Origin of the sequence: Staphylococcus sp. FSL W8-1270 (assembly GCF_038007165.1) — a bacterium.
GTDB lineage: Bacteria > Bacillota > Bacilli > Staphylococcales > Staphylococcaceae > Staphylococcus > Staphylococcus hominis.
In genome coordinates this window covers 706,525-733,499 of record NZ_JBBOWQ010000001.1, presented here as the reverse complement: position 1 = coordinate 733,499, position 26,975 = coordinate 706,525, and the positions used below count along the sequence as shown (strand labels likewise).

Sequence of the window (26,975 nt, the reverse complement as noted above, 5' to 3'; positions counted from 1 at the left end):
TTTCATCTCCTAATTATTTTTCAAATTGTTGTTGAACGAAGTCTAATGCTGCTTTGCCATCACGAGTTAAGTTAATGTATTCAACACCTTGAGTTTTTGCTAATTTAATACCTAATCGATCTGTATCTTGTTTTATATCTTCATAGTTAGAAGCAACTTGAGGCGCTAAAATAATTAATTGATAGTCTTTCATAATATCCATATGTGCACCATAACCACCAGCTGCCGCTTTTACAGGTACCTGATATTCTTCAGCAGCCTTGTTTAACGCATTTGCAAGTAATCCACTTGTACCGCCACCGGCACATAAGACTAAAACGTTAGTTTGTTCGTTAATTGAATTTGATGACTCTTTAGCCGATACTTCCTCATCGGAAGGTGCTGGTTCAGTTGTTGTCGCTTCATTTGCACCAGCAGTTGCTAAAATTGCATCTGCTTTTTTCGTATCAAAGTTTGCTGATACTTTTTCTTTTAATTCATTATTTACTTCTTTATTGCCTCGTTCTTCTTCAAGAATTTGTTCATCATATACTTTTAAAAATGGATAATAAATCATAACGTCAACTACGATTAATACAATCGCTAACACAAATGACCAAAAAGCAAAGCCTGTACCCATCACAATACCAAGAGGCCCTGGTGTCGTCCATGGTAAGAAGATGCTAAAACTATTCATTTTAAGTACATCAACAAAGAATTTAAAGATCCATACGTTTACTATTGGTGCAAAAATAAATGGTATGAAAAATACTGGATTTAATACGAGTGGTGCACCAAATAAAATTGGTTCATTTACTCCAAAGAAGGTTGGTACAACCGATGCTCTACCAATGGCTTTATTTCTTTTTGATTTAGTTAACCACATAAACATAAATGGTACGACTAATGTAGTGCTTGTAACACTATTTTTATGTATAAAAAAACACCACGCTCATAAGAACGTGGTCTGAACGATTTACTCATTTAAGTTAAATCTGATATTCGTCTAATTATCATAAACTGGGTATTTTTATTATAACATAAAAAGCTACCCAGTGACATGTTAGGTAGCTTAGAAGGGAACATGCTCAAGTGAGTTGTTCCAAAAGATCATTAAGTTTTTAACTGGGTGTGAAACCCTTGTGAGTTAATTATAACATAAAAAGCCATAACCCGAATAGAATTATGGCTAGATCGTTTAGCGTTAAACTATGTTTATATTATAACATATAAAGAGATAACCGTCGCAACAGTTATACTCAGCTACACTCCTCAGATGTGTACCGCAATTTCTGTTTGATTATAACATATTTGCGACTGACATTGATGTCAGCCACAAAAAAACCTCCATGCAAAGCATGAAGATTAATCTGAGTACATTTCAGGAATGACCATTTCATATACTTATTATAACATAAAAAAAGAGGGACAAGCACTAAACTTGTCCCTCCGTAAAACATAATGAAATTTGTAAACGTATAGGATATTATCCCAAGTTGATTATATCATATTAATACACTTCTACAATTCTCAAACGTTCATGCCATATCCATCCGTTATTATTTCTAGAATAGACACGACACCAACCATTTTTAATTTCAAAGATATAGAACTGATCATATCCTGCTCTATAAGTATTGTTTGTCACGTACCACTCTATACCTCTAAATTTAACTAACGCTGCACCATGATAATCGACACGCGCTCTGAATTTAGCTTTAGATGACTTTTTCATGTTTAATGGTGGAATACTATTCACTTTTATTCCTGTTGTATCTGCAAGAATATTACGTTGCGCTACTGCTTGTTTATCATCTTTTTTTGCAAAATTCTTACCACCTGCTGTTTTGTAGATATCTTTAACGATTAAGCGTTCATACCATACATAACCGTCATTGCTAGGACTGTAAACTCTAGCCCAACCATTACGAATTTCATAAATGTAGAACACGTCGCCCGGATTGTATTCTTCACTCGTAACAACCATTACGTTATTATGGTTAGGTCTACAAATTCTAACGCCCTCGCTATCTGCAACCGCTTTGAAGTATGGTTGATTACTCCATGTTAAGTTTAGCGGTGGCTTTTTCTCTAACTTGATTGAACTTTTAGATTTACGTTGAGGTTTTTGTACTTCTTTAATATCAGTTAAATCAACGCTATCGTCTGCGAAGTCTGGCACAATGAAATGTGTTAAGCCTGTGTAATCATCTTCACGTAATTTAGCTGGCGAATTGGCTTTACTATCGAAGTTTTGTTCTAAGATTGTAAATGATTTTGTACCGCCGCTATTGTCCCAAACTAAACCAGTATGTCCCCACTTTTTGTAAATTCCTGACGTATAAATTGGAATTGCACAAATAGGCGGCACGTAATCTCTTGTATTTTTAACCACTTTCCAACCTTTCGGCATGGCGTTTTTAGTGTGTAACTCTTTAGCGTTACCAATGAAACGTACGCCGCCTGTTACATGATAGATGAAGTCTACAACGACATCTACACATTGATAAGCCCACTCTTTATCAAAGTCGATATATTGTCCTTTCAAGCTGTGCATGTATTCAATTGCTTGCTTATACTTAACCACACTTTGTGGCGAAGGTGTCGGTTTCTTGCTTGTTTTTTTTGATAATTTCTTGCTCGGCGCTGGTTTTTTAACGCCATTGATGTATTTAGCGATTTGTTTATCTAAATTTTTTACGTTACGTGAATATCCACAAGCCTCTAATAAGTTACCAGGATCAATTTTATCTGCTTGAATGTCTTGGTGGCCTGGCACTTCTGTTTTGTAATCAATGCCCCAATAATTACATAAATAAGCAAGTACTCGTGCCATGTTATCTAACGACTTACGTGAACGTTCAATATTGCCTGGGAAGTAACTACCTTCCACTCCAAATGCTACATCATTAGCGTCTGCACCATACCATTGGTTGTCGGTAGGTGTATTATATACTACGTGCCATGCTTTTTCTGTTACTGGAATACATACAATGCACTCTTTATCGTCAACGAAGATATGAGCGCTCGCAACGGTAGCCCAACTTTCCATATAAGTATTTCTATAATAATTCACATTTGTTTGTGCTGTTGTGTGAGGGTTTCCAGTATCGTGTGCTACTGCAAATAAAGGTTTCTTACTTGTTAAAGGTTGCCCGCTTCTACGTGTTCCAATCGGTAAAAAATCATATTTAACGGGAACGCCATTCCATTTTTCTGCCATTATGCACGACCTCCACCAATTTTATTATTTTTGTCTTTAGTTGAACCTGTACGTGGTCGAACTGTTTCCCAAATACCAGTAGCCATTAGTCCACTAATCAAACCAGCAAGCAATCGACCACCAATTGATAATTCGGTAACAATTTCAGGAATAAAGGCTGTAATACCACCTAAAACGATACCAATACCAATAGCAATTAAAGGTACAATATTTTTAGGTACGCCAGCTTGCTTAACTAATTGTGTTAATGCGATTGTGATAACTGAAATCACTGTTGCAAATGCGATAATACTTTCCATTTCTTCCACTCCTTATTCAAAATAAAAAGCCGACACATAAGTGCCGACTTAGATTGTTTAAAAGAATGCAGCTGCAAAACCTAATGCTCCGACTAGTACCGAAGCAATACCACTGATAATTGCAACTATAATTTTTACGTTGTAACCTTGTTTTTCTTTAATGACTTCACTAAACGTTTCAAGTTGTTTGCTATGATCTTTAACTTGATACTTAACATCAGTGAAATCTTCACCGAATTTCTTCATTGTTTCGTTCAATTTCTCTAAATGCTTTTCTGAACGTTCTTGACTTTCAAACGCTTGTTTTTGATAGATGATTTGTTTATCTACCTTATTATTCAAGTCTTTCAATTCACTAGTGTGTCGTTTATCATTCTCATCTATTTTTCGATGAATTTTACTCGTGTTATCTATCCACTCTTCTCTTAATACGAAACGTTCATCTTTTTCCTGCAAAGTCTGTACCCCCATAATAAGCGATTAATGCATTAATCATTGCTAAGGTTGCAAACTGTACTGGACTTAACCAATTAATCGCATTAAAGATACTTGCAGAAGTGAGTAAGAAATAATAAATTGCATTCCCACTACCACCAAAAATAAGTAAGAAGTTAAATTTATTATTCACTTGTTGTTTAGGTAAAAAGATAGGTGCAAGAATGATAAACAAACTGAAAAGCATTCCTAAAACACCCCATAACCAAATAGGCATAACTTGATGGAGCGTTAGATAGAAATCACTATCACTTAATACTGTATTTTGTTCCTTAGTCCAAAAGAAACCTCTTTCAAACATAAGTAAGCCAAAACCAAAGATAAAGATAGCTAACACTTTGTAGTTAAATGAATTTTCTTTCATATTCAAAACTCCTATTCTGCGTTAGTTTCAGTTTCTCCCACGTACTCTAATAAAGTTGTTAGCTTTACTGGTTTAACAGTTACTTTTTCTGGAATAATACCAAATTCATAATTTAGTTCGTTTAAGCTGTTTAAACGACTAGCAAGTGCTTTAATTTTATTTAAATCATCAAATTTAGTCGCGGTATTTACATTAGTAGTAGGGTAGAACTGTCCTCTAAAGTCATTAGATAAAGCTGCTTCTTCTCCTTTTTCATTCACTTGTACTAAGATGTAACTTTCTGTGTTTTTTACGATTTCATTTGCCATGATAAATTCCTCCTAAAATTTGGTATAAAAAGAGTGCTAAAGGTTACTCTCCTTCAGCACTTGTTTGTTCATTATTTTGTTGTTCTTCTTGCTCTCTAATTACTGCTCTTAACATTGCATTTTCTTGTGAAAGTTTAGCGTTTTGAGTAACTAACTCCTCGATAACATAACTTGGATTAGCTTGTAATTGATTGTTCATTTAATTGTTCCTCCAATTTATCTACTTTTTTAATTAATTCTTGAATAGCTTTAGTATTCCAAAACATGACCTCATTACCGTCAAAACCATCTCCATGTCGCCATTCAATAGGTATTTCTCGTTCAATAATAATTCCGTGATGATTACGTGCATAGTTTGTTTCTTTTTCTGAATTTAACTTGTATGAATACAATCTCAAGTCATTTCTAAACGCATCTAATACACTATAATTCCACTCTTTTATGTCATATTTGAATTTTTCAGATGACATAGCGTGCCAGTTAGCAAAGCGAATGTCTTTATACCCTGTATCTCCACCGTTATACCGTAAGTTATTTGTCACTCGCAATTCACCAGTAGACACACCAATATAAAAGTCTTTAGCAGTATTAACCCTTATAGAGTTAGCTTGTACATCTAAACATTGCAAGTCTTTGTATCTCACATCACCATTGTTGTAACCTTTTTTATCGGTTATACGCAATGCATCGTCTACTAAAATATAACCATTACTTCCTTTAGCGGTTAAATCTCCATATAATTTATCTGCAAAGAAGTGACCAGTCCCAATATCACCGTCTTTGTTTGTTGCATAGATTGTACTATTAACCGAACTTTTACTAAATCTCAAGCCTGAACCGTATTGAGAAGTATCACTTGAAACGTTACCGTATTTAATAACACCATCTGTGTATGCACCACTATCGTTTTGTTTTACATACATAGCAAATTCATTGTTTCCAGTTCGGTTATCACGATATGGTCTGAAATAAATACCGTAGTTACTTTCGATATTTACAGTTAAGTTCGCATTTAAAATAATACGACTGTAATCACTTTCTAAGGCTACTGCACCATAAGTGGAATGTAGTCGTACACCACGAGAAGTATCATTATATTTTTTAGAGTGGAATTCTAATGTACCTGCTGTTTCGTCACCTGCACCAGCAAGCATGGTAGATAAACCTTTTTCGGTTAAGTATAAGTTATATCCAGTCGTTCTATTTTGTACTTTTACAGTACCGCCTTGAATACCTAGTCTTAAATTAGCGGTATCAGTTTCGTTTGCCCAAGTACGTGTGAAAGAACCATACGACAGGATAGAATTATTTCTAATATCTATATAGTCAACACTATCTCCACCACGAAGACCAATGTTATTAACGTTGATATCTAAGCCTTCTGGACTTAAATTTAAACGGTTGATAATCTCACCTTTGCCAACCTTATCATCCACTCTACTTGCCATAACGTTGAAGTCTTTATTGACTGTAATATCTACCTTATCGCCTCTAAGTTGAATGCCGTTCCTACCCATAGTGTAAGATTGAATATTACCGTTTTCATCGTAACTTAAATTTATCCCCTTAGTTGTGGCTGATATTTCTGAAATGACTTGAGATAAAGTTTTACGACTAGCGTTGAAATCTTGTTGACTAGCTTTTAATTGGATAGCTTGTCCGTTTTGATTTATTTCAGTATTCATGAGTTTCAGTTTTGTTTCGTTTTCATTTTTATAGTCATCTATATATGATTTAGCATTATTTTCAGCGGTTAAACCTAATAATTCTATATCTTCTGGTGCAGGTGACCAATCAAGTTCTTTTGTCCCTTCGTATAAACTGATTTTACCTATATATTGGTCATTAGATTGGGAAATAGCGATAATTAAAATATCTTCTCTATTACCTGTATTAAAACGTATAACTTTATCAGTAGTGTAACCAGCAATAGTATAAGATCCTCTTTTATAAAAAATACCTATTTTTATATCCGGACTACTCTCATGTACCTTTAAAATATAATCAGTGTTTTGTTTTAAAGACGGGTTACCACCGTTATTTCTATCGTAAAAATAAAAATTAATTCTTTGATACGCGTTTAATTCTACGTAATAAGGTCCTTTTGTTATACCAGATGTACTATTTTGTGTAGCCGAATAATATGACTGTAAATAATTTCGATTAGTAGATTTAACTGAATCTATACCGTTTTTATATTCGATTAGACTTACTTTATCGGCTATTTGATTAGATAATTGTATACGTTGTGATTCCGCACTATTCAATTTAGAAATGATGGCGTCCACATCTGCAGTATATTGTTCATTTGATACTTTACTATCAATTTTATCCGATTGTATTTTTAACTCAGAGGAATTGTTATTAACTTGTCTTTCTAACGGAGCAATACTATCATCATATAATGTGGTAATATCTTTCTTATCAGCTTTTAATGTAAAACCATCTTTAAGTTGTTTAATATCCGATGATTGCTGTATCTGTGTTGATGTGATTGGTTCTAGCATTTCATCCGTATAAACTTGTGCTGCCTTTTGAATATCTTCTGGCGCAGGTGTCCAGTCGGTTGGTATATTACCCTCTTCTAACTTTACCCACTCGATGTTTGATCTCACTCGGGTATCTATCGGATAGTTATATAATCTAATATTATCTGTGATAAATGTGTCTTTGTTTGCTTCAAATGTCACTTTATATAATTCATCTGAAATTTTATCTGCATTCGATGTTATAAAGTATCTACCGTTATCACGTAAAATTGCTAAACCACCGTTGGAATTTTCTACTTTCCCTTTAACTGTGACTGTATATGTCTTACCTACTTCCATTGGTTTAGATAACGTATAATCAGCGATTAAATAGTTAGAGTTAGAATAAGGTACATCACTTTTTAAAACTAAGTTCCTTCCACCGACTTGAATGCCGTCTACTTTAGCACTCACTTCACTAATGTTGCTGCTTAATTCATCCTTAGTTTGTATTATCTTGCTATTAACTTCACCGTCAATAAGCTGCTTCAGTGCTTCGTCTTGACCGTTGATGTAGGCTTTCAACGCGTCTTCTAATTCTTGTTGACTTGGAATATCTGCAAGTAATTGACCTGTTTCAGCATTCCATGTGCCTCCGATTCCAGTTGCAACATTTTGCATAGCTTCATTGAATTTCTCATCAGTATATTGTGATTGAAGTAACTTCAAGCGTTTATCAATAAAAATTTTAGCGTCAGTAACATATTTATATAATGTTTGTAGCTTTTCTCGATACGCTGTAAATAAAGTTTGGGTGTCAACCAACTTACCTATTGTAGCTGTATCTTCATCCATGCTATCTAAATTAGTCTTGATATTTTGATACACACTATCTACATCTGACAATGCTTGGTTTAAGTTTGATTTCAAATCATCATCAACAAGATACTCATTATTTAACACATCGTACACATCATTTTGTAACTTGCTATGTTGAATAGTTAAATTGATGAAACTATTATTTAAATCTCGATACATTACTTGCTCACGTCTAAGTCCACCGATTTTTTCTACATCATCAGCTGTTTGAGTTATCCATTCTCCGTTCCAATATCTACGTAACACTGCAACATCAGGATTAGACGTGTCATACCATAATGTATCATTCTGTGGGTTTTCTGGTGGCTCTGCACCTTTGAATATCTTACGTTCATAATATTCCATTTCCCCAGCTACAACGTCACTCACGATTGTGTTTACATTAGAAATATTGTCATTCAGTTTTTTAGTAATTTCATCAAGTTTTCTAGTAAAGAACTCTCTTAGCTTTGTTTCTTCGTATTCAATGACATTGCCAAAGGTAAATTCACTTTCATCTGCTAACCAGTTGTACTTAATACCTATAACTTCAGCCTCTATATATAAAGGTGGTCTGAAATCTCTATCTTTCACTCTTACAATATCTCTTAGATGTACTGTTACATCGTTATAATATTTATGGATATCAGTTGAAGATACTTCATAGCTAATCGCTGCTTGATTACGTTTGTTAAGTTCTGTTTTAGCAAGTGTGGTTAATCGTTTAAGTGTCATGTTCTCATCATTACTTTCAGGCTCATATACATCCCAAATATAACGATTAGGAAGTCCAAAAATCTCTTGTGCTTCATCATCTACTACAACAGTTTCAATTCTTGAGCCATCTTCTTTTTCAGGACCAACTGCAAGTAAAGCAGTTTTCACTTCAGATAGATCAATCGTTCTTGTCATACCTGTTAAGTCTTTACCTTTAGTAATTTCCTTACCTTTGAATAAGTTTTTAGGTTTAGTAATTGATACATAACGATGTTCAACAGTATGTGCGCCTAATTCAATATAAAAACTAGGGACCATATCGTAAGTAGTACAAAGCATGTAAATTAAATCAAACGAATTAGTGTGAGAAGTCCATGATGTTGTTCTATTGCCACCGTATTCAGTATCATCAGACACTTCCCAACCTGTATCAGCAAGTGTTTTAAGTAATGCTTGCGTTGTTGTATGTGCTTCAAATTTACTAGGTTTAATTGGTTTTGCTGTTTTCAAATCTTCTAGGTAACTTGCGTTACATTCGATTTCAGTTGTACCGTCGAAGTTATCTGCAATGTGGATGATAATAAATTCTCTGAATGTACCGTTATTATCTTGAGCAATAATACGATTACGCTCTCTTAATTTCTCTGCTCGAGTATTTTCAATCGTAAAATCAAAGGTTTCTGTTTTTTCTTCTACATTCATACTCATTTCAGCATTAATCAATGCACCATCGCTTTGACTAATAAAATCAATAATGTTGTCATTAAAGTCAAGTACATGTATTCCTACATTCTTCACTATCTAACCTCCAATCTATAAAAATCTATCTTGCCAATATACTGTCGTGTCATATGTGTTTTCAGGATAAATCATACATTCATTCATACCTTTATTTATGTTGAAAAAGTCACTACCGAATGTTTTTAAATCAAGTGCAGGTTCTTCGTTAATCGTTACTGTTTTTTCTTCCATATTGATATTAATTAAGTCACCTTTTTTAATGATCAAATCTCTTGCTTTAGGTGGTTTAGGTAAAATCTCATGATTATAACTACCTAAAATTGTTGTAGGCATATGATAGTTACTACCATTTTTAGCAATGTAGATACTCACTGCCGATATAGGTCGTTGATAGAAGTTTCCTGCATCCACAAATACTTTTTCGGTCACATCTACTGGAGTAATTCGCTTAGGATATTCTACTTCATCATATTTCCATGTTTTTATATAAAACTTATCTCCAATACGTTTTAAACGCATATAAATTACTATATGTTTCCATGTGTAAAACTTAGGTGCGTTTGTATAACTGTATATCTTCTTTTGATTACCGTTTTGGTCGAATAGCGTTACATAGATTGTTCCAATGTTTTGCGTTGCTCTAGGGTTGCTATAACCAATAGAAGCAATCACACGGTTATCTGTGTCATATATATACTGTGTCGCATGTGTTGCACCTTTTTTACCTTGATTAACATGTATTTTAACTGTTGAACTAAAATCTTGAGTGCTTTTACCAAATGAGTGCTTATATTCTGCACCATTCCATCCACTCGTACCTGTAATACTACTTTCATCAAGCATAAAAGCGTCTTTTGAAGAACTCATTGCCATAGAACCACCAACTGTTCCCCCAGTAACGTTGTCGTTAATAGTACCGTTAGTGACTTTAGTCCAACCGAAGAAAGAACGCATCTCATCATTAAATAAAGTTGGTGTATAATCTTCAACCTTTTTATCTAAATCATCATCACCTATCATGAAATAATCTTCATCATTCTTCGTGATAGAGAAATAACTCGCATTCTTTAATGCTGTTGCTTGTACAATGATAGGACTGTCGGCTGTTCCTGTACTTACTACTGATACTTGGTCTGAAATAGCTGTGTTTTTAGTACCTTCTACTGCGTATTTATATGGATCAGCTAGAACAACATTAATACTGAACTGCCAAAAAGTTTTGCTATACTTTTCTAACTCAATCGGCCCTTCAAAATAAGCGTTCCAATACCATTTTTGTGATTTGAATTGTAAAGGTACAGCATGGTCATAATCAAACAGCTTAACTAAATCATTTAACACTTCATCATGCGTTTTTACGCCACCTGATGAAAGATAATCATTTCTAATAATTAATGGAAGTTCGAATTTATATTCTTTAAGTTGTCTTTGTTTAACTACACTTCCACTTCTACCTAATACTTCTTCAGTTTCAATACCAAAATTAAAAGAGGGTATTTTAAACCCTCTTTCAACTACTAACCATGGAAGTGTTTTATTATTAACTTTTATAGTATCAATCAATTATGTGACCTCCCCTGGTTTAAATCTTGATTTTCTTTGTTTTTGTCTATTGTATTTATCAATAGAATTAAAAACTTGTTGTTCGTGTGTGTATTTATCAATCGTTGGACTAAAGTCTTTATCAGCAATCGTTTGATTACTTGTTACAATTTGAGTTAATAAAGCGATTTGTTGTTGTTGTGCTTGTAACATTTGAAGTAAAACATCATTATCATTACCACTATTTGGTTTAGGTAACGAATTAGGTCGTTTATTACCTCTTGTACTACTTTTTTTATCAATATCTTGTGCAGCAAGTGCCAACATCTTCATAGCATCATTGCGTCTAGATGGATCAGTTGGAATTATCCACTCAGGATAACCACCTTCTGCAATGTTGTACCAACCTGCATTTTTGATTAAACCGCCTGTGGCGTAACCATGTCCGTGTCCAATAACACTTAACATATTTTTACCGTATTTATACTTAGCCCAATGAATACCGGCTAGTAAGTTGTCTAACGGATTAAATACGTTACCATGTCCAGGAAACTTCATTGAATTAAATGTATTTCTTGCAACTTGTACTAGACCTTTTGCTTCATTACCACCAGTATTAGCATCGACATATCCACCTTGTACAGCTCTAGGATTACCACTACTTTCACTATCTATTTGTCTAGCCCATGCATTAACATATGCTGATGACGTTGGTAAACCGTTCATACGTAAAGCTTGTTTAATTTGAGGCGCCCATTTAATACCTGCTTTAGGCGCGCTTCCACCACTTTTTGCATGTCCTTTAAGCCATTTAAGTGGATTAACTGTATTCGCGTTTGTAATTGTATCGTGGCGACCTTTTTCGACTTGGAAATGTAAGTGAGGTCCAGTAGTCCAGTTACCACTGTTACCAGTTTTAGCAATAGGTTCTCCCGCTTTTACTTTTCCATGTTTTAAAATTTTAGATAAATGCATGAAAAATAAAGTGAACTGACCTGTTAAAAGACGCGCTACAAGTCCACCACCAAAGTTGTGAATTTCTTTTAAATTACCATCATTTGTAGAATTAATGGTAGTACCATATGGAGTACCAAAGTCAATACCATAATGATGTCCCCCAGCAAATCCATAGCCAGGCGCGCCACCATTAGGATAATATCCTGTATTAATATGATAGCCAGTAAATGACGAACCATCTCCACCGCCTGCATCGTTTAGCCAACCGTCGAATAAAGATTTAACACCATTTTTAAGCTTTTTATAAGCACCTTGCATTAACATGTAAGGTAATTCAGCACCTTTAAGAAAATCGAAATTAAATCCTACTTTTTCGAAAATTTTGTTTACTAATTTACCTGGATGACCGATGTAATCAAACACATCTCCTATACCTTTAATTACAGCACTGCCAACATCTTTTGCTTTTTCAGTAACTTCTATACCTTTAGCTATTCCTTTTGCAGCAGTATTTTTCACTGTATTTTTTACAGTACCACCAGCATCTTTTACTTTATCTATACCACCTTTAATAGCTTTTTTACCGCTATCAAAGGTATTCATTGCAAAGTCTTTTAACTTAGTACCTATACTGAATTTAGGGACCATATTGTTACTCAACATAGTATGCGTTTGTGCGCCATTTAAGATACGAGTTCCTTTAGCAAGTGGAATTGTTGTATCTGTAGCTGGCGTGATGAAAGCTTTACCGTTAGGTGGAATGACTGTTTCGTGTCTAAAACCACCTGGACCGTTACCTGGACCTTTATCCCCTACAGTTGCTAATGTGTTTCGATTTAACTTGCCATTAGTTACATAATTTTGGGTATGTGTGCTTTCTGTACCTGTAGACAATTTGATTTTTGGTAATTTATCCATATCTAATTTGCCAGCTACCCAGTTCACACCATCAATTAATTTATTTAATCCATTTTTAACTGCGCCAACCATACCAGTGATATGGCCCTTGATTCGCCCAATAATATTTTTGAGTCCGCTAGACATATTATTAAACGTTCTACGAACACTACTCCATAAAATTTTTGCCATATTCACTGTATTATTTTTGATACTTCGCCAAGTATTTGACATGAAATTTTTCGTTTTAGAAAAAATATTTCTTGTTCCGTTATATAAATTTGAAAAACTTCGTTTTACTCCGTTGTATAAACTACGAGCAAAATCAACAGTTGAGTTTCTGATTTTTCGCCAAGTAGATGACATCCAATTTCTTAATTTGCTAAAAATAGAACGCGTAAAATTAAATAATTTACTAAACGTATTTCTTACACCACTATATAAAGACTTAGCAAATTTTACAGTGTTATTTCTAATACTCTTCCAAATATTTGATAAAAAATTTTTCAATTTCCCAAAAATATTTTTCGAAAAGTTGTATAAATTACTAAAAATTCTTTTCACGCCACTATATAAAGATTTGGCGTAAGAAACGACTTTGTTTCGTATGTTTTTCCAAATATTTATAGCAAAATTTTTCAGCTTGCCAAAAATATTACGAGAAAAATTGTATAAATTACTGAAGTTTTTCTTTACTCCGCTAGCTAGAGATTTAGCAAATGCAACAACTTTATTTTTGATAAATTGCCAACTTCTAATCATAAAGTTTTTCAAATTGGCAATTATTTTTTTGGTACCATTATACATTGAACGCATGGCGTTAATCGTACCGTTTTTTATAGATAGCCAAATTCTTAATGATATCGTTTTAATTAAATTAAAGGTTTTAGTTATAAAAATCTTTAGTGAACCGATGATTTTCTTAGCCCCGTTAGTCAAACCACGAATGATATTCAATACTCCAACTTTGATTAACAACCAAGTTTTTAGCGTATTATTTTTTATAGACGACCATAAAAAAGATAAAAATGCCTTCAAAATATTGAAATTTCTTTTTCCTGCATTGACTATACTTTTTACTATTGTGACAAAACCATTTTTTAAAGATACTAAAAATTTAATTGACATATCTTTAATAAATTTAAACGAACCTGGTATAAAAACCTTTAAAAATCCAAATACAGAAGTCGCAGTATTCTTGATCGAATTCCATGCATTTATTACAAAATTACGAAATGTGTCATTTGTTTTCCATAGATAAACGATACCTGCAGTTAAAGCAGTAATTACTCCTATGACTATTCCTACTGGACCAGTTAATAAAGTAAATGCGCTTCCAAGTAGAGGTATCTTAGTTAATAATTGTCCGATATTAGGTAAAAGACCTTTAATACCACCATTAAATAGGCTAAAGAACTTAGCCCCGCCTTTAGTAGCATTAAGTAACGTCATAGCTTCTGAGATACCTACGATACTATGTGCTAATACACCAGTTACAACAATAAGTGGAGGTATGGCAGCACCTAATAAAGTGAATGCTGCGATTGCTATCTTAGTAGCATTACTTGTCCCTTGTAAGTGTTCGAATAGTCCGGTCAACTTATCTGCTAAGAATGAAACGATAGGTGCAACTGCATCTCCAATTGTTCTAGCAAAGTTGATGAAAGTGTTTTTTAACATTTTCAACTTACTACCCATTGTTTCATAACGGATGTTAGCTTCATCAGTCAAAGCACTATTTTCTTTCCAACCTTCTGAGCCTGTTTTGAGCGCTTTATCTAGAACTTGATGATTATTAGCCATACGTCTAATTGTATCGGCTTCTCTTATCCCTTTGATACCTACATCATCTAAGGCTTTTAATACACCTTTTGCTCCACCTTCAGTGTCGCCTAACCCTTTAACAAACATTGATAATGCTTTACTAGGGTTATTCTCCCAAATTTGTGCAAATTCTTTACCACTAACGCCTGCAGTTTTAGCGAAGCTATCTAAAGTGTCGCCACCTTCGGCAACAGCTTTTGTCATCTTATTCCAAATCTGTGTCATGGCAGTACCCATTTGTTACCCTAAAGGCTTTTTATCCTTTAGTTCTTATAGTTTCCTATAAGTTCAGCATACATTTTCATCCTCAACTAAATGTTAGGAGATGGACACTCGTGGAGTGATTATATTCTATTATTAGTTTCACACTCTATGCGTTACGGTTGTTAAAAATCTTTAATTTCTAACTTACCTCGGTATTGACTTGGATAATAGGTATAATAAAAAGACACATTATCAAATTACCTTTAGTTTTTACCGATTTTGCCCATTTTTAAGCTACAAATTTCTTTGTAGTCCGGCGGTATTGTTCACCGGCTTCTGCCTCGATTCCTACTGATGACATCGCTGCACTAACTGACATAATTTCATCAGAACTAAAACCTGCTTGTGCGCCTGCACCAGCTAAACGTTGTGCCATTTCAACAATTTCTTTTTCGGTTGTGGCTGTACTATTACCTAAAGCAACAACTGTTGAACCTAATCTATCTACATCTTTGATTGGCATATTTGCAGCATTAGCAAATCTTGCAAATTCTGTTGCAGCTTCATCAGCAGTAAGGTTTGTAGCTACACCTAAATTCATCATTGTTTTAGTGAATGATGTGATATCTTGTTTTTTGATACCTAATTGTCCTGCTGCTTCTGCTACTCCTGCTATTTCTGTTGCAGCGAATGGCATTGTATTACTCATTTTAGTAATCTCATTGCCCATTTTATTTAATTCGCTACCACTCATATTAGTCGTTTTAGCAACACCTGCTAAAGCTTGTTCCCAATCAATAGAAGATTTAATAGCTGTTCCCATACCTGCAACCGCTGGCATAGTCATATAAAGCATTGAAGTAGATCCTACACTTCTCATAGTAGAGCCTACATTTCTAATAGAATCTTTATACTTATTAACACTTTGAATACTTCTACCAAAGCCACTAGATGCTAAACGTTGCGCGTTTCGTTGTTCTGTTTCTAATTGCTTATAACTTTGTGTTGTTTGGTCTAGTTCACTCTCAAGTTCATTCATCTTGATTTTTTGTTGAGTGATAGCACTAGATAATTCTCTAGCTTCTTGACTGTCGCGTCCTTGTGCAGTGGCTACATGGTTGTATTGTGCGATTAATTCTCTTAACACTACACGTTGCTCTGACATGTTAGTTTTAAGTGTGTTTAAATGATTACCATAGGCTTTTACACTTTCTCCTGCACGAGCAAGATTACTTCTTGATAGAGATAACGTATCGTTAAACTGTGACATCTTCGCTCTAATTTGAGTCATAGAAGAAATGCCTTGTTTTTGTTCCATTTCTAGACGATTATGTGCTTGTGTTGTTTGATTTAATTGAGTATTTAACTCTTTTAATTTCAAACGTTCTTCAGATAACTTTACGTTAAGCTGTTGCGCTTCTTGGCTAGTTGCACCGTATTGCTTTTTAGCAAAGTCATACTGTCTAGATAAATTTTGAACAATAAGTTGCTGTTGTTTCATTCCATTGTTTAATTCAGAAATGCGCGCTTTATATGCTTGAGCAGTTTGTCCACTCATTTTAAATTTATTAGCACTAATTATTAAAGATTGTGCTACCTGCGACATTTTTTGTCGAATTTCAGACATCGAAGCAGTTAAAGTTTTTTGTTCAAAAGCAAATCGTTTAGCTTCCATAGTCGTTTTCTTATATTGATTGTCTAGTTGCCCTAAAGTTGCTTTTTCCTGTAAGATTTTCTCTTTTAACTCTAACGCTTCTTTACTCATAACACCTTGTTCTCTAGCAACCTTTTGATAGCGACCTTCTAATACTCTAATTGTATTTTGATGTTTTTGAATAACTGTGTTTAATTGATTTAAATAGTTTTTATAACTACTTGTAGATTTTTCTGTACTTTGAAACGCCATATTTGCAATGTTAAGTTGACGTTTCATTGTACCTAGAACGTCATTAATCTTTTTCATTGAGAAAATTGTTTGTTTAGTCGTTGTACCGAATTGTTTCATCTCTTGTTCAGTTGAATTCAATTGTCGTTGATACATTTGTAATGCTCTATGTTGCTTACTGTATTCTTGACGTAACTTTTCGGCTTCAACACTAGAACGTTGTTCTTCTAAAGTCATTTTCTTTAACTGATTAGAAATATCTTTCATAGAGTTTTCAGTTACATCAATCGCTTTAGTTAATTCTTTCGTTCTTGTGGCATAAGACTGCATGTTTTTCTCTGAGTGCTTGAAATTAGCATTAGATCTACGCATTTCTGAATCTAATGTTTTGAATTGCGCTCGTATTTGTTTCATTGTACGTTCAATACCAACGTCACGCATATTCATTAAGATTGATAAACCTTTAAATCTTGATTCAGCCACTTACTGTCCCTCCTTCCTTATTTAGGTATAAAAAAATAGCCTTAGTACCAATGACTAAGGCTACAATGCAGAGAATAGCGCATCGGCTTTTTCATCAGTATCAACAGTATTTAGATGACGTTCATCTAAAATTTGAAGTATATAATAAAATGGCATTTCAAGAACTTGGTTTGCTGGTGTACCATTTTCCACCATATCTTTTACAACTTTATCCAAATTCTTCAACATGCCATTGTAAGTTAAATCTTCTTTTTTTAATTTGTTTAGCTGATGCTCTGAATAAACTTTTTTGTTTCCTCGTCTTGTTGGCCATTAGCAATGAATTGTACTTGTTTTTGTAACGTTTCAAGTGCGTCAGGCGCATGTAGACGATTTCTAATATCTTTTGCAGTAAATTGTTTACCATAAATTTTAACTACTACATCAATTAATTTATCTAATTGTTCTTTGAATGATAATTCAACTTCTCCATTTTCTGCTTTCTCTAATTCAGCCATAATATCCACTGATTCATATAAAACATCTAATGGAATAAAATGTGGTGTTAAGTATGTTTCAAGTTTAATTTCTTCTGCTTCTGGGTTTTCTACTAAACGAATGTAGTTACGTTTTAATTTGTTTGACATGTCTAAAAAACTCCTTTTTATTTCGAAATAAAAGGACTGCTAAATGCAGTCCTAAAGATTAATTTATTTATCTTCAACACGTTCGAAGAATGGTAACTCATAACCTTTTTTCTTCAAACGTTTTTCAAAGTCGTCGACTACTTTTACCTTTTCTTCCACAACCTCATCTTTACGGTATTCCTTACCAGTTTTAAGGTCGTTAGCATCTTTTAAAACTTTATATTGAACCATGAATTAACACTCCTTATGCAGAAGCAGTGTCTACTTCTGTTTTACTGTCATAAGCACCATTTAATAATTCTTGGAAGAATGAATCAACATCAGCACCTTCACGAGAACTATCGAATAAAATTTTACGTTTACCGTCAGCGATACGGTGCATTGCAGTACCTTCTGATTCTTCTGAACTGAACTCCCAATCTTCTTCGGCAGTTTTACCTTCTAAGTTTGGATCAGCAAACATAACTTTAGTTAAACCAACTTGTTGATAAGATCCATCACGTCGTTCACGTTTAAACCATACTGCTACATAGTTGTTTTGTTTACCACGTTCTTCAGAATATACTCCAGTTTCGTTATAAATCTCATTGAAGATTAACTCACGAATTTCTTGTGGGAAAGCATGCATTGTCATTGAAATTTTACCTTCACCATCAGTAGTACCTGATTCAATGATTGAACCGTCAGCGTAAGCATTAACAATTTCTCCACCAGTTTCTACTGAAATTTCTTGTAAACCACGAGTTTGTGTTACGTTTGAATATTTGATAGTACCGTCTAATTCATCTGTTTCTAATAAAGCGAAACCTAAATCTTTAATGTTAATAAATGATTTTGGCGTTTTAGCATATTTAACCATTTAAATTTTCCTCCTCATAAAAAATTGCTTCATATCGTCTTGTTGAGCGATACAAAGCAAACTCTTTGTTATATTCATTTCCTAAATTACTTACTTGCCCCGCTTTCAATTCTTTCCAGAGCAAATCACTAATACGTTGTGATATTTCGTTTCTTCTTAATCGTGCATTGTAATCTGTACTAGCTTTCACAAATACATCAACTTGAACAATATAACTATATGCTGCACGTTCTCCGTCATAATGTACTTCGGGAATAGGATCATCAAAATCATCTAATACGACATAAGGCTTTGTGATGTCTTTAACGTCAGGATAGTCATTGAACTTTACATTCTTGATATCTAGTATTTTCATTAGTTTTTCGTCATCTTTTAGGACGCTGTATATTTTATTTAATATATCAATCATAGTAATTTCTCCACTTCTTTCTGGACCGTTTTATAAAACTCTTTCTCAGCTGTACGTAAAGCTTTGTCTATCGCCCCGAAACCTTTAGGCCGAATAAACTTACCATTTCTAGCGTGAAAGCCTTTCTCGTTTAAATGGACAATAGAATATCTGTGATGTGGTCCTTCCCAATATACACGTACTGAACGAACGCCTTTGTCCCAATAAGGCGCTGATAACTTAGCTTCTTCATATTCTGCGCCAGTATCTCTAAAGTAACGTATATTACTTTTGATAGCGTCTAATACAATGTTGCCCGCCTTAATCAACGCCTTATCTATGATTTTGTTCATTCTTTGTCGACTGAATCTCTTTTCCAAATCTTTTTGTAATTGATTTAAACCTTCTGCACGAATACCACTAAAATTATTACTCGCCATTAGATACCACCCCTGCAGTTAACATTAAAAATTGTTCGTTCTCTACATCGGGTTGTACTAATTTAATATTCAAATCTTGATGAATATATGGCGAATCTATTGCAACGTAATGCTTTTCATTTGGTATATATTGTCCGTGAGTTTCACGTATAAATATCTTCACATCATGTTCTGTACCATTTGCAATTGCTTGTTGTAATTCAGTCATTTTCCATTGTGGAACATATGCCCAACAATGATATAAAACTCTTTTACGTTTTACACCTGCTTCTGGACCTTCATTCTCTTGATATTCATAAAAATGAACACGCGTATTTAACTTTTTTGTTGTAATAAACGGTTTTTTAAATTTACTTTTCATTTGCATCACGCTCTCTTAATGTCAAAAAGCCAAAGTGTAACAAATCATCTTGATAATTGTCGTTAAAGAACTCTAATAAATCTTCATAATCGTATCGAGCGCGTGCAAAAACTAAGTTTTTACCGTTTAAATTACTATTAATATCAAATACGCCAAAACGTGTTTCTAAGTTCTCATAAGACATATTTAAAACACGTAATAAGTGTTCATCTTCCGTATCATGAGAAATCTTAGTGTATTCTTTAAATTCATCTAAAATTTCATCTGATATCTTAACGCTTGGCATTAGTATCAACTACTTTCTTAGGCTTGTGCAGTACTATCTGTAGTTCCACCTGCAGGAGTTGAAGTACGAACTGCAGTAGATAATTCTAAGTTATACACGCGTGATGCATTATTGTCAGCTGGTTGACCATAAGCAAACGTTTTAGCAGTGTATAAGATACAATCTTCTAAAGCTAACGTTTCGTTAAATTTCTTAACTGTTAAACCACCACCACGTACTGCGTCATAACGATCAGTTACAAAAGCAACTAATTTATTTGTTGGAACAAATTCAGATGATACGATTTGTACGTTATAAGGTAATACAGTTACAAAACCACCGTTAGCAGTTAAATAAGTGTAACGTGCTTGTACATCCCATGAGTCTTGTGGATTAACTACTAATACAACTTTACCGTCAATGTTTACCTCTTTACCGTTTTCTTTAACAGATAAGCCTTTTAATACATCTTTTAATTCATTCACAGTTGTATCTGCATCAGCAAAAGTTAAAGTACCAGAAGAAGTTTTATCAACTACACCGCCGTTTTCTTGAATATCTTTCATTAAACCTACTGGTTGGTCTTTAGATGCACCTTCACCAGTTAAGAAAGCAGCTTCTAAAGCAACTGAAATAGCTTCTTCAATTTGAGTACGAACAAAACGTTCTACCCAGTTAGGCCCAAACATTTTTAAATCATCAGGGATAACTACGAAACAAGTTAATTTAGATTGTTTGAATTCTTCTTCATCAAACGCTGCATCTAATTGACCTTTGATTTCACCAAAGATTTTACCCCAAACTGCTTGACCAGTTGGTTCTGCTTTAATGATACGTGTTACTAAACCTGCGTTTTGAATGTTGATTTTTGAAAGTAATGGATGTTCTGATTGTAAATCATCAAACACACGTTCAATGACTGTTTCAGGTAATAATTTTTCTTCTTTATAACCAACTTCTGTATTAATTTCATTAAAGAATTTACGTTCTTCTGAAGTTAATGGATCTTGTGAGCGTTTTGCTAAGATACCGTTATCTACTACACGATTATTCACTTCTGCTGAAATTTCTTCTTGTAAATCATTTGATAATGCATCAAACATTTCTCCAAATGCTTTTGATTGCTCTTCATCACTTGCACCATTGCGAACTAATTCAGCAAAATGCGCTTTATGGTCTTGATAGTTCTTTAATTTTTCTCCGACTTTAATAGCCATAATATTCCTCCTTAAATTTATGCATAAAAAATAACTATTAACATCAATTGTTAATAGCTACTTAAAATGCGAATCTTGAAAATTTATTTTCTTTTGGCGGTGGATTAGTGCCTCCGCCTTGGCCTTCGCCTTCATTACCTTCGTCATCGCCTTTTTCTAATTTATCTAGGTGTGACTTAATGTTTTTAACTTCATTTTCTAAATCTGCAATACGTTGTTCATTTGACTCATCACTCGAAGGTTCATTTGGAGTTCCTTCTTCTGCTTCATTAATCATTGCATTAAGAATGCTTCTTTGCTCTTTAAGTCTTGCTACATACTTAGAGTCTTTCAAGTTTTCTACACCTTCTTTCTGCTTCTCAACAGATTTACGAGATGATTTCTCATCTGCAAAACCTTTATTGATTGCTTCATCTGCAGTTAACCACGTTTCATTAGCGATCAGATTATCAATCTCATCACGATCTAAACCTGTTCTATCGTGATATATATCAACAATAGATGTATCAATTGCAGTTAAAGCATTCAATGTTTTCTGAATGTCTGATTTATTACCAAAAGCCATTGTAGAAGCCTCGTGTACCATCATATTTGCACCTGTTCGGATGATAATCTTATCTCCTGCCATTGCAACTAATGATGCAGCACTTGCAGCTAATGCAGTGACTTCAACTGTAATGTGATTCGATAAGGACTTTAAGTAATTATAAATTTCTATCCCTTCAAACACATCACCACCGCCAGAATTTAAACGAATAACAATATCTTCTTTAACATTATCAAGCGAATCTTTCACAGCTTTAGCGCTGATAGTGTCGTCAAGAAAAGATAAGTTAGCAATAGTGCCTGACAATGTTAAAATGTGCTTGTTATTCTTAGTTTCGTTTCTAAAAACTGGCGTGACATTTCTCACAATCGGATTACTCATTATCAGTCTCACCCCCTTCTGTTGATGAAACTGATTCATAGTTTTTAGTTAATACGTATTCATCTAGGTGTTCATCATCTCCTGGTTCATCGCCAAGCATGACACGAATTTGATTACCAGTATAAGTACCAGAAGAACGTAGCTTATCAATCGCTTCTGCTAATTCGATTGGGTTTTTCTTATCTATACCGACAATTTCAATACGTTTGTTTTCTTTTAAGTACTCATCTTTGAAGAATAGCTTAGCATTTAACTCACACTCTAATTTCTTGGTTAATGGTTTAAAACAGAACTTATTAGTTGCTTCAATCGCTTTTTCTAGGTCTGCATTTTCCCCTAATATAAGAGAAGGTGATACACCTATGATACGTGCAATATAGATGAGAATATCTTCTATTGCTTGTCGTAATTCTTTAAAATCTGAGCCATTCGCACTAGAGTTATTCGTTGAATGTTCTTCGTAATTTAAACCTTCAGTTAAAGGTACAATCGCAACTTGATTCTTCTCAAAAGTATTAAAAATCATATCGATATAATCTTGAATTCCTTTAACATCTAACTTAGTTGTTCCAACGTTCAAAATACCTCGTATTTGATTTTTCTTGAGTTGCATATTTAACATACGGCCAAATACTTCACCATAATCTTCAAATAGTCCTAACGAGAATTTATCTAGTTTTTCATTGGCATATTCTAAATAAATCACATCATCCATTGAAAAGTAGCGATTATATTTATAATCATTCACCATAACCGAATTAAAACGATGTGGTAATAGTCCTAATTCTGTTTCATGTTCAAATTCATCTGCCACATACAGATAATCATCATCTGATTTAATGATTAACGCTTCATTATCAACAAGAAGTTTATAAATGAATTTCTGCCAAAACTGTGTAGAGTTTTGATTAGGATTAGGTCGAATGTTCAATAGATAATATATATCATCTTTAATAACATGATCGCTTTCTTTTACTCTAAATTCAGAATGAGCAATTGTTCTCGCTACATACTCAACGACTACATTTAAAGCCATTCTTTTGATATAGGCTTTAGAACTTGTATCTTGTAAAAGCTCTAAGTCATACATCCATGAAATCTCTTTATTCTTTCGGAATAACTTATCGAACAGTCCCATAGCTTACTTCCTCCTTTCTTTAAAATCTCAAGCTTCTTAACAGATTGATTTCTTCTTCCAAATTAGAATCTTTTAAATCATCTGCTCTATACAATGCATGTATAAAAGCTTGGAAACCGTCAGTTTTACGTCTTATTGGCTCTTTCTTTTCGTACTCTTTATTGCCGTCTTTGCGTATTTTGACGGCAACGTTTTGCGTGTACCAACGCATTAAAGGGTTATCACCAAAGATGATATGATGTTGTGCAAACATATCTTCAACTCTTGGTGCAAGTAAGGACTGAATAGCGCGTGTATTTTTAATTACTTCATATTCGATACCTGCATCCTCAAATAGAGGTCTAAGCAAGTCCATTCGGAAGTTATCTGCTACAACTTTTTGTAATCCGTAATTCTTTTGCGCTTCAATAAACCAATCAATGATATGTTTAGGATTTATCGTTGGCTCATCTACAATAGTAAGCAAGCCTTTTTTCTCCCATTCATGAATAGGTGGCTTTAATTTGTATTTATCAAGGAATTCTTTTCTAGCGAATGAATGAGTTTTCCAAATATAATCATCACCAGATCTAAACAATAAACCGACTGCTGCAAAGTCTTTTAAACTTGCATAGTCAAGTCCACCAATACATTCATTATTTTCAAGTGGAGGTATAGGTCGATTTGTAGCCATTATGTCATCCCACGGTGCTACAACACTTTGAGTATCGGTTTCAGGCATATTCATTCGTTTAGTCATAAATTCCGGTCGATTAGATGGATTAAATTGAAGTCCTAAATACTGTTGATGCACTTCTTTAAATAATTGAGCGCCATATTCACTTTTAGGATTTTCAAACATTGGATTCGCCTTTTCCCAAAGTTCCGGTTTATCTATTTCTTCTTTATCATCAATTTTGCAAATAAAAGGGAATAATCTATCTTCTGGATTAATACCTTTTAAAACATTGTCTGCTCTTTCTTTTAATCTATCTAAAAAACCTTCTCTTACATACCCATCTGTGCCTATGTAGAAAGTGCGAGGATGTGCTACTTTACCTAGTCCACTTCGTTTAATGTTAATAATTGTATCTTTTTCATAAGCATGTACTTCATCAAAGAAAATACAACCTTCACGAGCGCCATCTTTTGTTTTCTCATTAGAAGTATCAAATAAGAATTGTGATTTGGTGCTTGTTCCTTCCACATACACCTTACTTAAATAAAAAGGGTTATTAGGTCGTTCTCCTGTAATATATAAGTTGTTACTTTCTATCATTTCATAAATTTCTCTAAAACTTACTAGAGCCTGTTTCTCACTATTAGCTACTACTGACATATTATATTTAGGGATACCGTGTAATGGTGTCATAAAGAACGCTGCTAACGTGCTGATATAACCATTCTTGCCACCACCACGAGCCATTGAAATAAAAAACTCTGAAAAGTAAGGTGTTTTAGTATCTTTTTCATATAAGAACACAAAACATGAAATGAATTTTTGGAAGTCTTGTAGTTTAAAAAACCATTTCTCACTAAATTTGATGTAATCTTCTATTTTTTGATCGTCAAAATAAAGGTCATCACGTTGTAAGATATTATCTTCTAAAAAAGATACAAGTCTAATGCGCTCTTTGTTAAAGATAACGTTGCCTGATTTATATTTTTTTATATAGTCTGTAACATGTTCGGGTATCTTCATGTTAAATCAGGTCCTTTCGCTTGTTCTTGTCTGCGTCTTTCTTCGGCTTTTCTTTCTAAATGGAATGATTTCTCAAGTGCTAGCAACGATCCATTTACTTTATTCTTTTCTGCGATAGCTGGATTAGGTTTGATATACTCTTGTGAAGCGTTTTTCACTACTGTAATTGGCCCAGACTGTTCGATATAAACATCTAACGCGTAAAATAATCTAAGTAAGTTGGCGTAGCGTTCAACTTTTTCAACTTCTATATCATTGTCTGCATCTATCTGCTCCATTAAGTAATCTTCGGAAGCGTTAATTCGTTCAATTTGACTAGGTGTTAATTTATCTTTGAGGTATTCATCCTTTTTCAAGCCCCTCCCCCCCTTTGCTCATTTTTTTATTTTTTCGAAATGTCTAACCCCCTTACGTATCTTTTTGATGAATAAATCTGCGGAGTTGACCCAAGCGCCGGTTTCCGCGAAGCCTTTCATCAAGCGATTTATTCAGACGGGGGGATTTACCATTGTTCATCATTGAATTTGTTTTTACGACTGTTTGGATTATGTTCAAATCTTCCATGACGTTTGTTGTGATGGAATTTACACAGTGTTCTTAGATTAGAAAGTTCATATGCTAAATCTGGTCTTATTTCTAACTCTTTAATATGGTCAACTTCTAGAGATTGTTTCTGATTAATTGTCAATCTACCTTCTGCATTACACATGACACATTCAAAATGATCGCGTGCTAATACCTTTAGTCTTGTCTTACGCCACTTCGCATTAGAGTAGAAACCTTTATTCTTTGTACGTTGTTCTATATAGTCTGCATATGCTTTACTCATCTTCATTAACTCCAAACAAAAAGACACACCACCTATGTGATGTGCCTTCGAGTATTTATTCAATTCGTATAGCTATATTATAAAGTTATATATATCATTAATGCACATTACCTTCGATGTCTTCTATCTCTTCGATGTCTTCTCTTTATCGTAGTGTCCTTGTTGTGCATCCATGTACACATTAACTATCTCGTTGATACATGCATAGAACTTAGAGTCACTATTGATTTCCATTAAGTCTTTGATAGTCTTGTGTTGCATGTTTAGTTTAAGCATTTGTAATATGTGATAGTTCCTATCATCTGTTATATATTCTTCATACTTATCAATGAACTCTATCTTATTAAGTATCTTTACATTACGTCGGTACTCTCTATTCCTATTAAGTACTTTAACTAATACCTTATCACCTGTACCACCTTTGGCTTTAGGCATTACAGACTCGATACCATATTGCGCAATAGATGTACTGTCTGCGTCATAGACTTGCGACTCTATAATATTACGCATCCACTTATAATCATTAATCATTCCTTTTACTTCATCTCGTGTGTACAAGTGATTACCTCCATTAGTTATTATATTCAGTTACGTCTATATCATCGTTAACTAATTCATTCACAGATATTCCTAATCTCTTAGCAGTTAGTAATGCAGTATTCACATTCAGACACTTTCTACTATTCTCCATATCTGACAAATATGATTGGCTTATATCCATTCTATCTGCCATCTCTTGTTGAGTAAGTTTCATTCTTTTTCTAATCGCTTTTAGATTTTCTCCGAATGTCATTACATTACCTCCATTACTTAAACTGTTTCTTTGCTCTTTCTATTTCAAACTCCACATCTTCAATATCGCAATCTCTCACGTACTTAGTAAACAGATACACATTCGTATATCTCTGTGCGTCTAACTCCTGACGTAAGACTGTGTTGTTACCTATCGCAATGAGTAGCAATATGCCGAGTATAATGGTTAATGCTGTCCACATATCT

At 33.9% G+C, this 26,975-nt stretch carries 27 protein-coding genes and 1 pseudogene; all 28 read right to left on the bottom strand.

Translation table 11 applies throughout. From position 1 onward, the window contains the following. Nucleotides 1–13: 13 nt before the first annotated feature. A pseudogene (locus NSU06_RS03625) lies at nucleotides 14–898 on the bottom strand (PTS lactose transporter subunit IIBC); the annotation flags it as partial. A 591-nt stretch (nucleotides 899–1,489) separates the two neighbouring features. Further along, nucleotides 1,490–3,202, bottom strand: a complete 1,713-nt coding sequence (locus tag NSU06_RS03620) for a peptidoglycan recognition protein family protein (protein WP_340779457.1) — start codon at nucleotides 3,200–3,202, stop codon at nucleotides 1,490–1,492. Continuing rightward, nucleotides 3,202–3,501, bottom strand: coding sequence for a hypothetical protein (locus NSU06_RS03615; protein ID WP_048681864.1), 300 nt, complete (start codon nucleotides 3,499–3,501; stop codon nucleotides 3,202–3,204). Before NSU06_RS03615 ends, NSU06_RS03620 begins: the two co-directional genes overlap by 1 nt. Before the next feature lie 57 nt (nucleotides 3,502–3,558). After that, complete coding sequence (locus NSU06_RS03610; protein ID WP_064617406.1) at nucleotides 3,559–3,957, bottom strand: hypothetical protein; 399 nt, start codon at nucleotides 3,955–3,957, stop codon at nucleotides 3,559–3,561. Beyond that, nucleotides 3,941–4,360, bottom strand: coding sequence for a hypothetical protein (locus NSU06_RS03605; protein WP_340779454.1), 420 nt, complete (start codon nucleotides 4,358–4,360; stop codon nucleotides 3,941–3,943). The genes NSU06_RS03610 and NSU06_RS03605 overlap by 17 nt, the downstream gene beginning before the upstream one ends. Nucleotides 4,361–4,371: 11 nt before the next feature. Next, a complete protein-coding gene (locus NSU06_RS03600) occupies nucleotides 4,372–4,668 on the bottom strand; it encodes a hypothetical protein (protein ID WP_061815670.1) in 297 nt (98 codons plus the stop codon). Between the two features lie 43 nt (nucleotides 4,669–4,711). Next, entirely contained in the window at nucleotides 4,712–4,867 is a 156-nt protein-coding gene (locus NSU06_RS03595; protein WP_037540968.1) for a hypothetical protein, read from the bottom strand. Next, the gene (locus NSU06_RS03590; protein ID WP_340779450.1) at nucleotides 4,845–9,509 is read right to left on the bottom strand and encodes a phage tail spike protein; all 4,665 of its coding nucleotides are present in this window, start codon (nucleotides 9,507–9,509) and stop codon (nucleotides 4,845–4,847) included. Before NSU06_RS03590 ends, NSU06_RS03595 begins: the two co-directional genes overlap by 23 nt. Before the next feature lie 15 nt (nucleotides 9,510–9,524). After that, nucleotides 9,525–11,015 (bottom strand): phage distal tail protein, encoded by a 1,491-nt coding sequence (locus tag NSU06_RS03585; RefSeq protein WP_340779447.1) that lies wholly within the window; start codon nucleotides 11,013–11,015, stop codon nucleotides 9,525–9,527. Beyond that, nucleotides 11,016–14,897 carry a phage tail tape measure protein gene (locus tag NSU06_RS03580; protein ID WP_340779444.1) on the bottom strand — a complete coding sequence of 1,294 codons (3,882 nt, stop codon included), beginning with the start codon at nucleotides 14,895–14,897 and terminating at the stop codon, nucleotides 11,016–11,018. It abuts the gene before it with no gap. A 268-nt stretch (nucleotides 14,898–15,165) separates the two neighbouring features. Continuing rightward, nucleotides 15,166–17,244, bottom strand: a complete 2,079-nt coding sequence (locus NSU06_RS03575) for a phage tail tape measure protein (RefSeq protein ID WP_340779442.1) — start codon at nucleotides 17,242–17,244, stop codon at nucleotides 15,166–15,168. Nucleotides 17,245–17,304: 60 nt separating this feature from the next. Further along, nucleotides 17,305–17,460, bottom strand: coding sequence for a phage tail assembly chaperone GT (gpGT, locus tag NSU06_RS03570; protein WP_017175428.1), 156 nt, complete (start codon nucleotides 17,458–17,460; stop codon nucleotides 17,305–17,307). A 47-nt stretch (nucleotides 17,461–17,507) separates the two neighbouring features. Continuing rightward, nucleotides 17,508–17,870 carry a phage tail assembly chaperone G gene (gene gpG / locus NSU06_RS03565; protein WP_011276043.1) on the bottom strand — a complete coding sequence of 121 codons (363 nt, stop codon included), beginning with the start codon at nucleotides 17,868–17,870 and terminating at the stop codon, nucleotides 17,508–17,510. A gap of 63 nt (nucleotides 17,871–17,933) precedes the next feature. After that, a complete protein-coding gene (locus tag NSU06_RS03560) occupies nucleotides 17,934–18,101 on the bottom strand; it encodes a hypothetical protein (protein WP_017175427.1) in 168 nt (55 codons plus the stop codon). Nucleotides 18,102–18,114: 13 nt separating this feature from the next. Continuing rightward, the gene (locus tag NSU06_RS03555) at nucleotides 18,115–18,729 is read right to left on the bottom strand and encodes a major tail protein (RefSeq protein WP_037540965.1); all 615 of its coding nucleotides are present in this window, start codon (nucleotides 18,727–18,729) and stop codon (nucleotides 18,115–18,117) included. Next, complete coding sequence (locus NSU06_RS03550; protein WP_340779439.1) at nucleotides 18,722–19,138, bottom strand: hypothetical protein; 417 nt, start codon at nucleotides 19,136–19,138, stop codon at nucleotides 18,722–18,724. The genes NSU06_RS03555 and NSU06_RS03550 overlap by 8 nt, the downstream gene beginning before the upstream one ends. Then, nucleotides 19,135–19,557, bottom strand: coding sequence for an HK97 gp10 family phage protein (locus NSU06_RS03545; RefSeq protein WP_049420322.1), 423 nt, complete (start codon nucleotides 19,555–19,557; stop codon nucleotides 19,135–19,137). Before NSU06_RS03545 ends, NSU06_RS03550 begins: the two co-directional genes overlap by 4 nt. Beyond that, nucleotides 19,547–19,918, bottom strand: coding sequence for a head-tail adaptor protein (locus tag NSU06_RS03540; protein WP_017175423.1), 372 nt, complete (start codon nucleotides 19,916–19,918; stop codon nucleotides 19,547–19,549). The genes NSU06_RS03545 and NSU06_RS03540 overlap by 11 nt, the downstream gene beginning before the upstream one ends. After that, entirely contained in the window at nucleotides 19,908–20,204 is a 297-nt protein-coding gene (locus tag NSU06_RS03535; protein WP_049420323.1) for a hypothetical protein, read from the bottom strand. Before NSU06_RS03535 ends, NSU06_RS03540 begins: the two co-directional genes overlap by 11 nt. A 17-nt stretch (nucleotides 20,205–20,221) precedes the next feature. Then, nucleotides 20,222–21,400 carry a phage major capsid protein gene (locus tag NSU06_RS03530; RefSeq protein ID WP_049420324.1) on the bottom strand — a complete coding sequence of 393 codons (1,179 nt, stop codon included), beginning with the start codon at nucleotides 21,398–21,400 and terminating at the stop codon, nucleotides 20,222–20,224. Nucleotides 21,401–21,461: 61 nt separating this feature from the next. Next, nucleotides 21,462–22,328 carry a head maturation protease, ClpP-related gene (locus NSU06_RS03525; RefSeq protein WP_340779432.1) on the bottom strand — a complete coding sequence of 289 codons (867 nt, stop codon included), beginning with the start codon at nucleotides 22,326–22,328 and terminating at the stop codon, nucleotides 21,462–21,464. Further along, nucleotides 22,321–23,466: a phage portal protein gene (locus tag NSU06_RS03520; RefSeq protein WP_340779430.1), complete on the bottom strand. Its 1,146-nt coding sequence runs from the start codon at nucleotides 23,464–23,466 to the stop codon at nucleotides 22,321–22,323. Before NSU06_RS03520 ends, NSU06_RS03525 begins: the two co-directional genes overlap by 8 nt. A 19-nt stretch (nucleotides 23,467–23,485) precedes the next feature. After that, nucleotides 23,486–25,147 (bottom strand): terminase TerL endonuclease subunit, encoded by a 1,662-nt coding sequence (locus NSU06_RS03515; RefSeq protein WP_340779428.1) that lies wholly within the window; start codon nucleotides 25,145–25,147, stop codon nucleotides 23,486–23,488. Then, nucleotides 25,144–25,425, bottom strand: coding sequence for a hypothetical protein (locus tag NSU06_RS03510; RefSeq protein ID WP_316611136.1), 282 nt, complete (start codon nucleotides 25,423–25,425; stop codon nucleotides 25,144–25,146). Before NSU06_RS03510 ends, NSU06_RS03515 begins: the two co-directional genes overlap by 4 nt. Nucleotides 25,426–25,649: 224 nt before the next feature. After that, entirely contained in the window at nucleotides 25,650–25,976 is a 327-nt protein-coding gene (locus NSU06_RS03505) for an HNH endonuclease (RefSeq protein ID WP_053022130.1), read from the bottom strand. 123 nt (nucleotides 25,977–26,099) lie between these two features. After that, nucleotides 26,100–26,534, bottom strand: a complete 435-nt coding sequence (locus NSU06_RS03500; RefSeq protein ID WP_053022129.1) for a hypothetical protein — start codon at nucleotides 26,532–26,534, stop codon at nucleotides 26,100–26,102. A 13-nt stretch (nucleotides 26,535–26,547) separates the two neighbouring features. Beyond that, entirely contained in the window at nucleotides 26,548–26,769 is a 222-nt protein-coding gene (locus NSU06_RS03495; protein ID WP_048680209.1) for a helix-turn-helix domain-containing protein, read from the bottom strand. Nucleotides 26,770–26,782: 13 nt separating this feature from the next. After that, nucleotides 26,783–26,971, bottom strand: a complete 189-nt coding sequence (locus NSU06_RS03490) for a DUF1514 family protein (protein ID WP_340779419.1) — start codon at nucleotides 26,969–26,971, stop codon at nucleotides 26,783–26,785. Nucleotides 26,972–26,975: the final 4 nt, after the last annotated feature.

Coding starts and splice junctions, on each gene's coding strand:
- NSU06_RS03620 (WP_340779457.1), bottom strand. CDS start 3,202: ATGGCAGAAAAATGGAATGGCGTTCCCGTTAAATATGATTTTTTACCG.
- NSU06_RS03615 (WP_048681864.1), bottom strand. CDS start 3,501: ATGGAAAGTATTATCGCATTTGCAACAGTGATTTCAGTTATCACAATC.
- NSU06_RS03605 (WP_340779454.1), bottom strand. CDS start 4,360: ATGAAAGAAAATTCATTTAACTACAAAGTGTTAGCTATCTTTATCTTT.
- NSU06_RS03600 (WP_061815670.1), bottom strand. CDS start 4,668: ATGGCAAATGAAATCGTAAAAAACACAGAAAGTTACATCTTAGTACAA.
- NSU06_RS03595 (WP_037540968.1), bottom strand. CDS start 4,867: ATGAACAATCAATTACAAGCTAATCCAAGTTATGTTATCGAGGAGTTA.
- NSU06_RS03580 (WP_340779444.1), bottom strand. CDS start 14,897: ATGACACAGATTTGGAATAAGATGACAAAAGCTGTTGCCGAAGGTGGC.
- gpG (WP_011276043.1), bottom strand. CDS start 17,870: ATGTCAAACAAATTAAAACGTAACTACATTCGTTTAGTAGAAAACCCA.
- NSU06_RS03560 (WP_017175427.1), bottom strand. CDS start 18,101: ATGGTTCAATATAAAGTTTTAAAAGATGCTAACGACCTTAAAACTGGT.
- NSU06_RS03555 (WP_037540965.1), bottom strand. CDS start 18,729: ATGGTTAAATATGCTAAAACGCCAAAATCATTTATTAACATTAAAGAT.
- NSU06_RS03550 (WP_340779439.1), bottom strand. CDS start 19,138: ATGATTGATATATTAAATAAAATATACAGCGTCCTAAAAGATGACGAA.
- NSU06_RS03545 (WP_049420322.1), bottom strand. CDS start 19,557: ATGGCGAGTAATAATTTTAGTGGTATTCGTGCAGAAGGTTTAAATCAA.
- NSU06_RS03540 (WP_017175423.1), bottom strand. CDS start 19,918: ATGAAAAGTAAATTTAAAAAACCGTTTATTACAACAAAAAAGTTAAAT.
- NSU06_RS03535 (WP_049420323.1), bottom strand. CDS start 20,204: ATGCCAAGCGTTAAGATATCAGATGAAATTTTAGATGAATTTAAAGAA.
- NSU06_RS03530 (WP_049420324.1), bottom strand. CDS start 21,400: ATGGCTATTAAAGTCGGAGAAAAATTAAAGAACTATCAAGACCATAAA.
- NSU06_RS03525 (WP_340779432.1), bottom strand. CDS start 22,328: ATGAGTAATCCGATTGTGAGAAATGTCACGCCAGTTTTTAGAAACGAA.
- NSU06_RS03520 (WP_340779430.1), bottom strand. CDS start 23,466: ATGGGACTGTTCGATAAGTTATTCCGAAAGAATAAAGAGATTTCATGG.
- NSU06_RS03515 (WP_340779428.1), bottom strand. CDS start 25,147: ATGAAGATACCCGAACATGTTACAGACTATATAAAAAAATATAAATCA.
- NSU06_RS03510 (WP_316611136.1), bottom strand. CDS start 25,425: ATGGAGCAGATAGATGCAGACAATGATATAGAAGTTGAAAAAGTTGAA.
- NSU06_RS03505 (WP_053022130.1), bottom strand. CDS start 25,976: ATGAGTAAAGCATATGCAGACTATATAGAACAACGTACAAAGAATAAA.
- NSU06_RS03495 (WP_048680209.1), bottom strand. CDS start 26,769: ATGACATTCGGAGAAAATCTAAAAGCGATTAGAAAAAGAATGAAACTT.
- NSU06_RS03490 (WP_340779419.1), bottom strand. CDS start 26,971: ATGTGGACAGCATTAACCATTATACTCGGCATATTGCTACTCATTGCG.